Source organism: Paenibacillus sp. FSL R10-2796, assembly GCF_037965315.1.
GTDB lineage: Bacteria > Bacillota > Bacilli > Paenibacillales > Paenibacillaceae > Paenibacillus_AQ > Paenibacillus_AQ odorifer.
Map to the genome: position 1 here is coordinate 7,200,901 of NZ_CP150178.1, position 13,865 is coordinate 7,214,765.

General features: G+C 46.2%; 11 protein-coding genes. 4 read left to right on the forward strand and 7 right to left on the reverse strand.

Going from position 1 to position 13,865, the window contains the following annotated elements:
- Positions 1-20: 20 nt before the first annotated feature.
- From NST58_RS32125 to NST58_RS32140, 4 genes are all read left to right on the forward strand, one after another.
- Positions 21-1,685, forward strand: coding sequence for an extracellular solute-binding protein (locus NST58_RS32125; protein WP_339245535.1), 1,665 nt, complete (start codon positions 21-23; stop codon positions 1,683-1,685).
- A gap of 148 nt (positions 1,686-1,833) precedes the next feature.
- The gene (locus NST58_RS32130; RefSeq protein WP_076301537.1) at positions 1,834-3,672 is read left to right on the forward strand and encodes a histidine kinase; all 1,839 of its coding nucleotides are present in this window, start codon (positions 1,834-1,836) and stop codon (positions 3,670-3,672) included.
- A gap of 3 nt (positions 3,673-3,675) precedes the next feature.
- A complete protein-coding gene (locus NST58_RS32135) occupies positions 3,676-5,247 on the forward strand; it encodes a response regulator (RefSeq protein ID WP_076124273.1) in 1,572 nt (523 codons plus the stop codon).
- Positions 5,248-5,383: 136 nt separating this feature from the next.
- The gene (locus NST58_RS32140; RefSeq protein WP_339245538.1) at positions 5,384-8,005 is read left to right on the forward strand and encodes a family 16 glycosylhydrolase; all 2,622 of its coding nucleotides are present in this window, start codon (positions 5,384-5,386) and stop codon (positions 8,003-8,005) included.
- Between the two features lie 187 nt (positions 8,006-8,192).
- Here NST58_RS32140 and NST58_RS32145 read toward each other — a convergent pair whose 3' ends face one another.
- From NST58_RS32145 to NST58_RS32175, 7 genes are all read right to left on the reverse strand, one after another.
- On the reverse strand, positions 8,193-8,573 hold the full coding sequence (locus tag NST58_RS32145; protein WP_038573907.1) for a FlxA-like family protein: 381 nt from the start codon (positions 8,571-8,573) through the stop codon (positions 8,193-8,195).
- 203 nt (positions 8,574-8,776) lie between these two features.
- Positions 8,777-9,487: an ABC transporter permease gene (locus NST58_RS32150; protein WP_339245540.1), complete on the reverse strand. Its 711-nt coding sequence runs from the start codon at positions 9,485-9,487 to the stop codon at positions 8,777-8,779.
- Complete coding sequence (locus NST58_RS32155; protein WP_076278213.1) at positions 9,484-10,329, reverse strand: ABC transporter ATP-binding protein; 846 nt, start codon at positions 10,327-10,329, stop codon at positions 9,484-9,486. The genes NST58_RS32150 and NST58_RS32155 overlap by 4 nt, the downstream gene beginning before the upstream one ends.
- A gap of 104 nt (positions 10,330-10,433) precedes the next feature.
- The gene (locus tag NST58_RS32160; protein WP_076181756.1) at positions 10,434-11,369 is read right to left on the reverse strand and encodes a LytTR family transcriptional regulator DNA-binding domain-containing protein; all 936 of its coding nucleotides are present in this window, start codon (positions 11,367-11,369) and stop codon (positions 10,434-10,436) included.
- A gap of 265 nt (positions 11,370-11,634) precedes the next feature.
- Entirely contained in the window at positions 11,635-12,168 is a 534-nt protein-coding gene (locus NST58_RS32165) for a YceI family protein (RefSeq protein ID WP_339245544.1), read from the reverse strand.
- Positions 12,169-12,419: 251 nt separating this feature from the next.
- On the reverse strand, positions 12,420-12,854 hold the full coding sequence (locus NST58_RS32170; RefSeq protein WP_339245546.1) for a MarR family winged helix-turn-helix transcriptional regulator: 435 nt from the start codon (positions 12,852-12,854) through the stop codon (positions 12,420-12,422).
- Between the two features lies 1 nt (position 12,855).
- Complete coding sequence (locus NST58_RS32175) at positions 12,856-13,812, reverse strand: zinc-binding alcohol dehydrogenase family protein (protein ID WP_339245549.1); 957 nt, start codon at positions 13,810-13,812, stop codon at positions 12,856-12,858.
- Between the last annotated feature and the right edge of the window lie 53 nt (positions 13,813-13,865).

Consider the following 13,865-nt stretch of genomic DNA (forward strand, 5'->3'; position numbering starts at 1 on the left):
AAAGAAAGGATGATAATGTCATGAAACGCAATCTGATTAAGCCGGGGTTGACCCTCGTTCTGGCCGCAAGCCTGATGCTAGGCATAGCCGCGTGTTCCAATTCAGCGAATAGTGAAAATAAGCCAACACCACAGCCTACAGATAGTACACAGCCGCCGCAGAGTGAAGCAAAGCTCAATCCCGATGATCCGGCATGGAAGCTGGATACCAGCCCTGTTGATTTGACCTGGTTCGTAGGTGCTAACTGGTATGCCCACACTTGGGGAGACAGCTTGACCTCCAAGTACGTAACGGAAAAAACAGGCGTAAACATCAAGCTTGAGGTACCTTCCGGTGAAGCGAATGAGCATATTACCCTAATGATGACCTCGGGCAAGCTGCCAGACTTGATATCAATGGGTTCGTGGGAAACCGCTGTCAAAAAGCTGTGGGAAGGCGATCATGTCTACGCCTTAAATGAATTAGCTGACAAGTATGACCCTTACTTCTTCAAGGTGGCCGGGGACGGTACACTGAAATGGTATCGTCAAGAAAATGGCAATACCTATGGCGTTCCGAATGATTCATATAGCCCCAACCTGATGCATGAAACTGGCATGACGGCCGCCAACCAGACTTTCCTGGTGCGAAAAGATTTGTATGAGGAGATGGGCAGCCCGGACCTTAGCACTCCAGAGGGCTTTCTGAACGCACTGCAACTGGTAAAGGATAAGTACTCCCAATATAAAGGCCAGCCCATCAGTCCCTTTTTTGCACAAGGGAACGTCCCTTACGGGATGACCGAATATCTGCAGAACCTACTGGCCGTTCCGCATGAGAAAGACGGAAAAGTATACGACCGCATTACCGATCCCGATTATATTGCCTGGCTAAAAACCTTCCGTACGGCTTACGAGCGCGGGTTGATTAATGTGGATTTCCTGGTAGATTCCGATACTCAAGTAGAGGAAAAAACAAACAACGCCCGCTATTTCATGATGGTCCGCGAGTGGACCGGTATGTCGGCTGTCAATCCTATGCTGGCTGCTAGCGGCAACCCGGACTCTTACTACATCGCAGTCGATGGGCCAAAGAACAGCAAGGGCGATAACCCTAAGTTATTCCCTGGCAATATGGACGGCTGGATGGTGACGATGATTAGCAAATCAACCGAAAACCCTGAACGAGCCATCCGCTTTTTGACCTATCTGGCCAGCGAAGAAGGCCAGCGAGATTTGTTCCTTGGCAAGGAAGGCGAAACATGGGAGATGGTGGATGGCAAGCCGCAACTGAAGCCTGAAATGGTAAAATTACTCGACACTGATATTGAGAAGCTGGAGAAAGAATACGGCATCATGGATACCTATTGGATGATGCGAAACCCTGTAATCGTCAACCAGTGGAGACCGGAGAAATCTCCTGTCATTAAGCAAATGGAAGACTTCGCCAATAAGCAGGCCGATATTGATAGCGGTATCTATAAGGGCTTAGATCCACAGGGCGATTCTGAGGTGTCGGTAGCCTGGTCCCGTATTTCGCAAAATTGGGAGGAAGTACTCCCTGAGCTAATTACGGCCAAGAATGAGGCTGAATTTGATAAAATCTTCGACAATTTCCTTGACCGCCGCGAGAATTACAACTTTGGCAAGGTGATGGAATACCGCCAGGCTGAACTGGATGTGCGAAAATCCAAAATGGCAGAGTAATAATGCCCGTATAAAGATTACTGCCGGCCACCGAAAGGTTGGCCGGTATTCCCTTTTTCGCTTCTTTTAACCATTTAACAAAACAGCCTAGTTACCTACCGGGCAGTTTGTAATATATGGTATATTACAAGGGTAGGAGGCTACTTAAATGAAGTATCTGCTGACTAAAATGAAGAAGCTGTACCGTAATTCCCGCATCTCCCAAAAATTGTTTTTGGCCTTTAGCATGATGATTGCCATCCCTGCGATTGTGGTATCCTTTTTATTTATCCGCACACAGGAAAGTCAGCTATACAAGGACGCTATGGCTACCGGCAGCAGTCATGTCTCAAGAATTAACGAACAGCTGCGCAGCAAAATGGGTATTATTGAGAACGCTTCCTCTACTGCGCTGAATCAAAAGGCTTTTGTAGATTTTATTCACTCCAATATGCGCGGGGATGGCCTGCGTCTCGTAAAATTTAGACAAAATCAATTTGAGCAAATGCATAATATCATTCAAAGCTACGAGATGATCAGCGAGCTCAGTTTCTATGTCGATAATCCAAACCTATTTGAGATTTGGCCTGAAATCTACCATTATGACAAGTTCTGGCCGAAGGACTACTGGGTGACTCTTCGTGAGGAAGGTGGTGCGGCATACCGCTTATTTGCTTTTAAAGATGGAGAGCATACGCTATCCTATTACCGGTTGGTACGTCTTCAGGGGCAACAGCAGAAACTCCCTACCATTATGGAAATCCGCGCCCAGCATAGCGTCTTTTTCAGTGACCTGCTTGAGGATAGCGGGGGGGATTTCTTTTCTGTAGTGATGGATGGAGCCGACTCTTCCCGATCTGTATACAATCCTGAGCATACTTTTTCTCAAAATGCCGGTGAAGAATTGGATAAAATTCTAGGCAGCATTCACCAGCAGCTGGATGTGCTGCAGCAGAGTAGCCCCATTAAGGTAAAGGTAGGCGACCATACTTACTACGCGTTGTATCGCTACATCGCCCCACTGAACGCCTATGTAGTGGATATTGCCTCTCATCAAGCGCTGATGAAAGGCCCACGAAGCTGGTATTTGCTCGTAGTAGCGATCACATTATGTGTATTGCTGCTGATGTTACTTCTCGTTTCACATACCACTCGGCGCATTTTCCGCCGGCTCGACAGGGTGCTGGCTTCTATGCGCAAGGTGCGGCAAGGCCAACTGGATGCGAAAATTGATACCGGCCTGGATAAAAACGAAACCGGTGACGAAATCGACGAGGTGGCCGTCAGCTACAATAATATGTTGGACGAAATCAAACATTTGATGACCCAAGTGGTAGATAAGCAGCTGATCGCCAAAAATGCACAGCTGCACTCGCTGCATTCGCAGATCAATTCACACTTTTTATATAACGCGCTGGAATCCATCCGTATGCTCGCGGAGGTTCAGCGACAGCCGGCTATCGCGGAAGCGTTGGTGTCTTTAGGCTCACAACTGCGATACAGCATGCAATGGCGCAGCGATACAGTTGCGCTTAGCGAAGAACTTGCCAACATACACAGCTATGTCCGATTCATAAACTTTATGGAGGATGGCAGCATTGAGTTGACGGCCGATCTCCCGCAGGAGGTACTGCGTTATACAATTCCTAAAATGTGCATGCAGCCCATCGTCGAAAATGCCGTTCATCATGCAGCGCCCTCGGGCGGCAGCGTACGTATCCAAATTACCGTATCGGTAGAAAATGACAGCCTTCTGTTAATTGAGATACGAGATAATGGCGCAGGTGTTGACCCGGAAATGCTGTCCAGTCTGCAGGCTGTGCTGCGGGGCGACTCAGATTCACCGATTGTTACCAGCAAAAACGGACTGGGCTTGGAGAACGTGCATAAGCGCATACAGCTTCATTATGGTAAGGACTGCGGTCTTTGGATTGACAGTGTGCAGGGCGCCTATACTTGTGTAACCATACGTTTACCTTGGGAAAATGTGAATCTTGGAGGATGGTAGGGCATGATCAATATTTTAATTGTGGACGATCAAAAGCACATTCGTGATGGACTGCAGGCTATGCTGCGCCAATTTGCGCTGCAGCTGGACAATATTTACTGTGCCGTAAACGGAATTGAGGCCTTGGATATATTGAGTCAGCACAACATCCAACTGGTGATTACTGATATCAGGATGCCCGATATGGATGGACTGACGCTGATGGCGCAGAGCAAACAGAAGCACATCGAGGTAGATTATCTGATTATTAGCGGCTATAGTGATTTTGCCTATGCTCAAAAGGCCATCGAACTTGGAGCAAAGGGCTACCTGCTCAAACCTGTGAAACGTGAAGATCTGCAAACCGCAGTAGAACATGTAGCGAATGAGATAAAAACACGGCAGACGCTCTCGCGTAATATGGAGCATATCTCGCGCCGCGCCCGGGAGACAGACCGCAAGGAACTGAGTATGTTCATGCAGGGTGCAATGATTGATGAGGCGTGGGTTATCCAGACCCAGCAACAGAATCCAGAGTTGTGGAGTAATTACCGCCTGTGTCTGCTGCGGGAGGAATTATGGATTAACCAACCGGGGGCTGACAGTAGCCACAGCATGGAATCCCTTGCCTACCGTGTGTATGGCAGACGAGGGTGTATATGCCTGCAACACCGCCCGTACCTGATTCTCGCGGTTGATGCGGCCGTAGAAACGGGAGCCTTCCCGGCCGCCCTCAAAGCAGGACAGATAGATGCCATTACTGCCATGACCAGCCCGCAGCAAGGATTGAAGGAGTTGCCCCGCAGCTATACACAAGCGTTGGAGCTCTATCGCCACAGTTACCTGTTTCCAGAGAAGAGCTGCATCTTGCCAACACATATTGAGCGACTGGAGCAGCAGTGGGAGCTTCCCTATGAAGAGTTATATGCCCTGTTCCAGTTAATCGGCACCAAAAACAGCGGTACAATCACCCAAGGCATTTCTATGATATTTCACAAAGATACATTGCAACGCTATCACATCCAATACACACAGCAGCTATGCCGTGCCATTGTACAGATGCTGGAGGAATCTGTACGTGTGATCCGCCCGTACATGGGGGAAGAAGCGCTGGACATCGAATGTTTACGAAATCTATTCGATTATCCGGGTATTCGCGATTATATTCAGGCGCTGCAACAACAGCTGCTTCGGCTGAACCAATTTTATTATGAATATAAGTGCAGCTATCGCAACTCGCAAGATTTGAATGAAGCCATACGCTTTATACACGAAAGCTATCATAAACCCCTGGATCTCGCGATGGTATCGAATCACGTGTCGCTTAATTATGCCTATTTTTCTAACCTGTTCAAAAAAAATATCGGCAAAGGCTTTGCAGAATACTTGCGCGATGTGCGCCTGGATAAAGCCCGGCGGCTACTGGCCGAAACCGATCATAAAATTGTAGAGGTAGCCACCATGGTAGGGTATGAAAGCTACAAAAGTTTTACACGATCCTTTCGGGATGTCATGGATATGCAGCCCACAGAATATCGGCAAATGATGCGCCGGAAGCACGACAGCGGGGAAAAGTACCGTGACACAGCGCTATAAATAATCAAAAGCCAAAAAATTGGGTTAGAACAAAAATAATTGTACCTTTTAGCTGATTATTATATTCGATAGAATAGAGATGTCCCTAAATGTAAGCGGTTTCGTTTCTTCATTATTTTATTAAAGGAGGGCAAGTATGAAACGACTTTACAATACGGAGAGTGGTTTTAAGCAGAAGGTATTTAGTTTGTTCTTAGCAGTAGTACTGTTAGCTGGGGTTGGCCTATTGCCGACTTCAAAGGTGCAGGCAGCAGGAACCACAGTTACCTCTATGTCTTACTTTTCAGCAGCAGACGGTCCTGTCATCTCAAAATCAGGGGTTGGGCAAGCTAGCTATGGTTTCGTCATGCCTACATTTAATGGGGGCTCTGCCACCTGGAATGATGTTTCCGATGACGTCGGTGTAAAAGTAAAAGTTGCTGGAAACTGGGTGGATATTGACAATGCAGGCGGCTATACCTACAACCAAAACTGGGGACACTGGAGCGACGGTGGCTTGAATGGCTATTGGTTCACTCTCTCCGCAACAACGGAGATTCAGCTATTCTCCAAGGCTAATGGAGTTACACTTGATTACACCCTGGTATTTCAAAACATAAACAAAACGACCATTACTGCTATGGCCCCTACACAAGGGCCGCAGATTACAGCAGGATTTACAGGAAGTGCAGGCTTTACTTATCCTACCTTCAACAATGATCCGGCCGTTACCTATGAAGCCGTAGCTGAAGATCTGAAGGTATATGTAAAACCTGTAAGCAGCAGTACATGGATTGATATTGACAATAATGCAGCCAGCGGCTGGATCTACGATAACAACTTCGGACAATTCACCGAAGGCGGCGGTGGCTACTGGTTCACCGTAACAGAGTCTATCAACGTCAAGTTAGAATCGAAAACCTCAACGGCTAACGTCGTTTATACCCTCACCTTTAATAAACCTGTAAGAAATTCATATGTCTTAACACCTTATGAGGGAACGACCTTTACCGCAGATGCAAAAGGTGTAATAGGTGTCCCGCTACCCAAAATTGATGGGGGCGCTCCAATAGGCACTGAGCTAGGAAATTACGTTTACCAAATTAACATCAACGGACAATGGGTTGCTATGAGTGATTCCAGCCAAAGCGGATTTGTATACGCCGGCAATGGCTATAACAACATGTCCGATGCCAACCAGTGGGGCTATTGGGCTGACTATATCTATGGGCTTTGGTTCCAGCCCGTCCAAGAGGATGTGCAAATCCGTATTGGCTATCCATTAAATGGACAGGCGGGCGGAAGTGTCGGCAACAATTACGTCAACTATACCTTTATCGGTAATCCAGATGCCCCACGTCCGGATGTATCCGATCATGATGACATTGCCATCGGAACACCAAACGACCCGGCGATAGAGGACATGAATCTCATTTGGCAGGATGAATTTAACGGAACAGCGCTCGATACGAGCAAATGGAGCTACGAACAAGGTTATTATATTACTGACGATCCGAATAGCTGGGGCTGGGGCAACGCGGAACTGCAGCACTATACAGACAGTACACAAAATGTATTTGTACAGGACGGAAAGCTGAATATCAGAGCTTTGAACGATTCAAAATCCTTTCCACAGGACCCAAGCCGGTATGCCCAGTACTCATCCGGCAAGATTAACACCAAAGATCACTTGTCCTTCCAGTACGGCAGAGTAGATATTCGTGCTAAGCTGCCTACAGGTAACGGCGTTTGGCCAGCACTTTGGATGCTTCCGGAAGATGCCGCTTATGGAGCGTGGGCAGCATCCGGAGAAATTGATATTATGGAAGCCAAAGGACGCTTGCCCGGCACGACCAGCGGGGCCATACACTTTGGCGGACAATGGCCTGTAAACAGATATATTGCTGGTGAATATCACTTCCCTGAAGGCCAGACCTTCGCCAATGATTATCATGTGTACTCCATGATCTGGGAAGAAGATAATATGAAGTGGTATGTGGACGGCAAGTTCTTCTTTAAAGTCAGTAGAGATCAATGGTATTCCGTAGCTGCACCTAACAATCCGAACGCCCCATTCGATCAACCCTTCTACATCATTATGAATCTGGCGATCGGCGGGCACTTCGACAGCGGCCATACCCCAGATCCGTCGGATATTCCTGCAACAATGCAAGTGGATTATGTTCGTGTCTATAAAGAAGGCAACAGCGAGAATCCGGTAAACGTGCCGGTTACCGGTATTTCTCTGAATCAAACCACTGCGCAGGTGGAGGTCGGACAGACTGTGCAGTTGAACGCCAATATTGCCCCGTCTAATGCAACCAATAAGCAGGTCACTTGGACCGTATCAGGTACCAGCGTCGCTTCCGTGAATCCGAACGGTCTCGTGACGGGACTCACTCCAGGCACAACAACCGTAACGGCTACAACAGCCGACGGCAATAAAACAGCCCTCTCCACCATCACTGTTGTACCGGCATCATCATCCGATGTTATCATCGTCGGCGATGAGGTGCGGGGTCTGAAGAAAATAGGCGACGACCTGCTGTTCTATGTGAACGGCGCAACCTTTGCCGACTTACACTATAAGCTAAATAACGGTGGGCAGCTAAACGTAGCCATGACCCCGGCAGGGAACGGTAACTATACCTACCCTGTAAATCACCTGCAACACGGGGATACCATCGAGTACTCCTTCACCTATAATCCGGGACAAGGGGCTGTCGATTCCCCAACGCTCTCGTATATCCATGGGGTAACCCAAGGAACACCAGAATAAAGTAGTTGAACCCTAAGCAACTGCATGAACACGAATAGGCGAGGAGGAAGTGTTGAAGCTTCCCTCTCGCCTATTTTGTTGTTTCTACCGTGCTGCAGGTCTTCTCGGTGGAAGCTCGGCTAGCTAGCCTCATGATTATGGGCCGTCAGTTCATCACCTGACGCTTTCCGGACCTTCGCTCGCTTGCCTAAATTAACGCGTCGAAATGACCCTCCGCGTCCACCGTCGCCGTCCGGGGATCAGTCAGGCCGATGCCCTTGAGGCCTCCCTTTCCTTCATTTCCCCAAAGGGGGAGGTGATCCTGAAGCGGAGAAGCCGGCACAAAATTTACGGAGGTGCTGCTCCCGCTTTTCTGTACCAGTTGGGACTCCAGCAGCCGGATTTGCCGCTGCAGCTGCTCCCGGCGATAAGGCGTCTGCATCTCACTTCCTTGTGCCGCATTCACTTTATCCAGTTCCATCATCAGCCGGTTTCGCTGTTTCTCCAGAGAACTGACATCACTCTGTGTACCGCCGTAGGCCGCAATGGTCTGTACGGAGCTGATGCCTGATACTGTCTGTGCCGCCATGATCTTTCCCCCCGTTTCCTTGGCTCCCAATCCAAAATCAGCCAAATTTGAAAGTTCTAATCATCTTTATTACCCGGCAGATCCCGTCATGACAACATCACAGCCTCAATTGGAAAATAATCGTCGTATAGTCTCAGTCGGCCGCTTGTTTCAACCCTACCAAAGACCCACCGAAGGCTGGCTAAAGTCCCTTCAGAGCTCCCTTACTCGTCCTTCAACCGCCGCTGATACAAAATGACAGACACTACTGTTAGTACAACCGTCCATGCCAAATTAATGAGGAGAGGTTTCAATACATCGCCCGTCGTATAACCTGTATTGCTTAGACCCAGCAGATGCACAAGCTGACTGCTTGGCATGTAATCCAGCACTTTGAAGACCGGATAATTCTTCACTAGTACTTCTCCCCACGGTGCCCCCATAAATATGAACGCCACAGGGAGTATAGATAATGAGGCTTCAAGCAACGTCTTAGAGAATAAACCGCAGATCGTCCCGGCTGCAGTGTACAGAATAATCGAAAGAATGATTACTGCCACAAACGCCCATATATTAGCTGGCTCATAGCCAAATAATAATGTGGAAATAGCGAGAACAACAACAGACATGACAAAGACCAAACTGCTTTTACCGATTAGTACATCCATGGTCGTAGCCGGTGTCATCATTAATGACCGTAAAGTGTTACGCTCCTTCTCTTCCGCAATCAAGCAGGCTTGTGCGAAACATGTTAGCAATACAAACGAACTATTAAAAAGAAAACCGCTGGCTCCAGGTAAAGACGCACCTGCCCTCTTGAAAATCAGAGCGATAATAATAGGAAAAATCAGCATAATGGACAGCGCGTAGTTACGTGAAAACTCTTTGTAATCCTTCACAAATATCGCCCGGGCACGTTTGTATGAGATACTCATAGTAGCTCACTTCCTGTCATTTTAATAAAGATATCACCTAGACTTGGTTCTTTCATCTCTAACCGGTCAATTAGCCCCCGCTTCATCCAATCCGCGATTTGATCAGCCGCCCCCTCATCGATCGGGAGCTCGTAGGTTTCCCCATTGATTAAGTCCACACAAATTACGTTCTCCCGGTGCTGCCGCTTAAGTTCCTTTGGAGAGCCTATGGTTTGGATTTGTCCCTGATACAGAATCGCTACACGGTTGCATATCAATTCTGCTTCAGACATATCATGCGTAGTCAGAAAAATCGTTGTTCCTTTCTCATTTAAGTAGCGTAAGCCTTTATAAATATGTGCTGTGTTTACCGGATCTAAAGCCGAAGTTGGTTCATCCAGAAATAATAATTCCGGCTCATGGATAATCGCGCATGCCAGCATGACACGCTGACGCATCCCTTTGGATAAGAGGTTGGCTTTCTTTTTGCGCTCTCCGCTTAAGTTTACAAACTGCAGCACCTTGTCGACCGCAGATTTGGGAAGATCATATAGCTTACGATACAGCTCCAGATTTTCCTCAATACTTAACCTCTCATATAGACCACTGTTATCCGTCAAAATGCCAAAACGCATCTTCTGAGCAGACTGCTGCATCATCTCCGCTGGCTGGTCAAATACACTTGCCTGTCCACTTGTCGGATTTAATTGTGCCGTTAGAATCTTGATTAATGTTGTTTTGCCTGAGCCACTCGGGCCAAGGAAACCAAAAATTTCACCCTTAGGAATTGAAAAAGAAACATCTGCTAACGCATCCTTTTCTCCAAATCTCTTACGGATACGTTCTACCCGGATAACATTCATTAACTCCACATCCTTAGTGTTGATGGCTTAAACATATACAGATTACATGCTTCCTGCCATCAAAACGCGCCGAAATGTAGCTGTAAGCGCCTGAATGGTACCCTTTAAATGTTAAGAAGAGCTTTTAATTCAGACAATTTTGAACGGGATAACGGAACCACGGCATCTTGACCTGTATTTAATCGCAAGCTGTAGCTATTTTTCGTCCATGTAATAATCTCTCTTACTTTTTGCAGATTAACAATATAGGATCGGTGACACCTAAAAAAACCGAAATTTAATAATCTCTGCTCGAGCTCGGTCAGCGTTAGCGCACAGTCATAATTTTCACCGCCCACATGAACAAGGATTGACCCCTCTACACTTTCTATAAAATCAATTTCAGGCGGATTAAATAAAATCACTTTGTCATTTCTTTTGGTAGAGATCTTCTGCAAGGTTATATTGGCCTCGTCTTGTTTCTGTACTTCCTGCTTATCCTCGTCGAAGTCCCGAATATCCAATGGATGAAATCCCGATTCGTTCAACCGATAAATGGCATCACAGGAAATAAGGGCATCCTCTAAATTCGAAGTTAAAATTAAAATCTGCTTTTCTTGTGAAAGATCATCAAGAATCCGTTTGAGTTGACGACAATCTTGCTCTTCCAAGTAAAAATAGGGTTCCTCCAGTACAAGTGTAGGCTGATGCGCAAAAAACACACGCAGCAATGTCACATACATTCTTTTCGATGAGCTTAGATCCTTGATCTTTACCTTCCGTTCTTCCTTTAAAGCAAAATAATCTATCAACGAAGCGGCACGCTCATTCCTCTCCGTTATTCTGATTAGAAAAGTGATTAGTTCCTCCACCGATAAACGCATATACTCGTTTTGCCCAGCCCGAAATAAATAATATTGGGAATGATCACCTAATTGATTCATTAAAAGCTGCTTTCGCTTCAAGTCCGTTATGATGCCAACCGATTGATTCGGTGTCATATTTAATTCGATCTTCGGTAGAAATAATTCCCCATTATAATAAATTGGTTGAAATTGCATGCCATCCTCCCGGTCAGTGCTGCTATAGGGTATACTTTTTCAATTTAGTTCCTGTTATTTCCTGCTCGATAAATACGATTTAGGTAATATTTAATGCAAATATAAGTCAAGGCATCTTCTAGTCATTTCTGCACATAAAAAAAGCCCAAGCAGCTTCTCCGCTCGGTGCAAGAGTAAATTAATTAGTAATACGGTTCAGCGCAATTTCTGTAACAGCAAGTTTTGAATAAAGACCATCCCGATAAAAGGATAGTCTTTAGGGTCACTAATTTATTTTAATTGCCTCAATACAAAGCTCGATCCTCACTTCATTTCCGACTATAATTCCACCCGTTTCCAGAGGCGAGTTGAATTTCAAACCAAATTCATTACGATCAATACTGGCTGTTGAATGAAATCCTACACGTTCCCGTCCGCGGGGGTCCTTGTTTAGTCCTTCAAAAACAGTATGAAAAGTAACAGATTGGGTTACTCCATGCAGAGTTAGATTGCCTGAAAGTTCATATTGCCGCTCACCAGCAAAGACACAGTTGGTGCTTTGAAATGCAATGGTTGGATACTTGGCAGCATGAAGGAAGTCGTCGCCCCTCAAATGTTCATCTCGTTGCGCTTGGCGAGTTGTGATACTATTTGCGTCTATGAAAGCCTGAATACCCATGGTCGTTAACTCGTTGGGATCAAAACTTAAAATCGCCTGGAAACGCTCAAATACTCCTTTGATTTTATTAATCATTAAATGCGTCACCGAAAACTCGACGGAGCTGTGGTCCGGATCCACTTCCCATTTGATATTACTCATGAATAGATTCCACCTCTATAATAAGATTATGAGCAAGGTCACCCTATCTCCAAAACAATGCGCTACTCGCTATACACCTAATATACAAAAACGCTACTGACAACGTTGTGTCAGTAGCGTTTTAGCATTTTTGCGGCTTCCTCGTAAATCCGATTTCAGAATGGTTCCCCATTGAATCCGTAATTCCTTTTACCCGAATATCCACCATCGCAATAAACATCGAACTGTGTGTGAACAGTCATAATCTGCAACTAGTCGAATCTTTGCAGCGATTCAAATAAACGCCTTAAGTTATTCAATAAGCTGTTTTTTTCCTCCAGAGTCCAGTCATCCAAAGCTGCATGCAAAATTCGTTCACGGGTGAGGCTAATCATTGCATTGATTTCCTCCCCGCTTTTCGTCAATTCAGACACACGAATGCGGGAATCTGCACTTGATGGATACGTATGAACCAACCCCGCGTTTTCTAACTTATCGATTTGCCGGCTAACACTCGAATAGTTTTTTCCCATCATGGCGGCCAAATCACCAACACTAGTCGGTTGGAGATGCACGATGCCCACAAAGACACGAAAGGTTGCTGCCTCCAAATTTACGCCAGCATTAGCAATCATCTTCTTATCGCGGTCTGGCCTATTGATAATGGAAACTAAATCGATCAGCGCTTTAAAAATATCGTTTTCCATTTTATTTCACCCTTACAACAGGACGAGGCATTAGCGGGGCATTCCAGGCCTCTTCAATATCTTCTAGAGCGAACTCTTTTGTGTTAATTTTTATCTTCCCCTCGGCGGCCATTTCAAAGACACCTCTAACAGCGGATAGCATATCAGCTTTGGAAACACTCTTATCTCCGCTACCTACGAGTTCGATTGTTGATGAGCGTAAAAGAGATGAAGGTAAATGAATGCTTTCTTGGCCAGATGAAGTTCCAATGCTTACAAAACGGGTTGAACGATCCGTTTTCGCCTTAGCAAGAGCTGACATGATGGCGAGTGCGCTGTCGCCCCAAAGATAATCCAATATAACATCAACACCTTCAGCAATAACTGGCATTAGGGCGTTTTCAAACATTTTTTGACCGTTGTCGGCTGTCATATCAAATGCAATGGCCTCATCAGCTTCAAGTGCTTGCAACTTCAATTCGTTGCGTCCTGTTACAATGACCTTCTTGGCCCCCAGACCCTTAGCAATCTGAACTGCTAAACTACCGGATGTACCAGTAGCGCCATTAATCAATACAGTTTGACCGGATTTAAAATCAGCTCGAAATACCAATGCAGCCCATGACGACATAGCAGGGTTGGCGATAGCGGCAGCAGTGAGATCATCAATACCATCTGGTAAACGGACAGTCAGCTTTTCGTTGACAATTGTTTGCTCAGCCAAACTGCCATATGGTGCAGTAGGCAGCGCAAAGTAAACACGAGACCCATCTTTCAAAGTTCCTACACCGTCGATACCGGCTACAATTGGAAAGTTATCTTCAGAAGAATAGTGCATACCCATTGAACGGAACTTGCTAACTCGACTCAAGGCTGTGGCCGTAACGTTAATTATAACTAGCCCCTCTGTCCCAACGGGGGAATCAAAATGACCCATTACGGGAATCGTCCCCTTAACCTTTACGATTGCTGCCTTCATATTTACACCCTTCTTCCACCCCATATTATGTGCATATTGCACATAATAAAGTA

Bases quoted from the DNA above. Each gene is read 5' to 3' on its own strand.
- NST58_RS32135 (WP_076124273.1), top strand. From the start codon at position 3,676: ATGATCAATATTTTAATTGTGGACGATCAAAAGCACATTCGTGATGGA.
- NST58_RS32130 (WP_076301537.1), top strand. From the start codon at position 1,834: ATGAAGTATCTGCTGACTAAAATGAAGAAGCTGTACCGTAATTCCCGC.
- NST58_RS32170 (WP_339245546.1), bottom strand. From the start codon at position 12,854: ATGGAAAACGATATTTTTAAAGCGCTGATCGATTTAGTTTCCATTATC.
- NST58_RS32150 (WP_339245540.1), bottom strand. From the start codon at position 9,487: ATGAGTATCTCATACAAACGTGCCCGGGCGATATTTGTGAAGGATTAC.
- NST58_RS32125 (WP_339245535.1), top strand. From the start codon at position 21: ATGAAACGCAATCTGATTAAGCCGGGGTTGACCCTCGTTCTGGCCGCA.
- NST58_RS32155 (WP_076278213.1), bottom strand. From the start codon at position 10,329: ATGAATGTTATCCGGGTAGAACGTATCCGTAAGAGATTTGGAGAAAAG.
- NST58_RS32175 (WP_339245549.1), bottom strand. From the start codon at position 13,812: ATGAAGGCAGCAATCGTAAAGGTTAAGGGGACGATTCCCGTAATGGGT.
- NST58_RS32160 (WP_076181756.1), bottom strand. From the start codon at position 11,369: ATGCAATTTCAACCAATTTATTATAATGGGGAATTATTTCTACCGAAG.
- NST58_RS32145 (WP_038573907.1), bottom strand. From the start codon at position 8,573: ATGGCGGCACAGACAGTATCAGGCATCAGCTCCGTACAGACCATTGCG.
- NST58_RS32165 (WP_339245544.1), bottom strand. From the start codon at position 12,168: ATGAGTAATATCAAATGGGAAGTGGATCCGGACCACAGCTCCGTCGAG.
- NST58_RS32140 (WP_339245538.1), top strand. From the start codon at position 5,384: ATGAAACGACTTTACAATACGGAGAGTGGTTTTAAGCAGAAGGTATTT.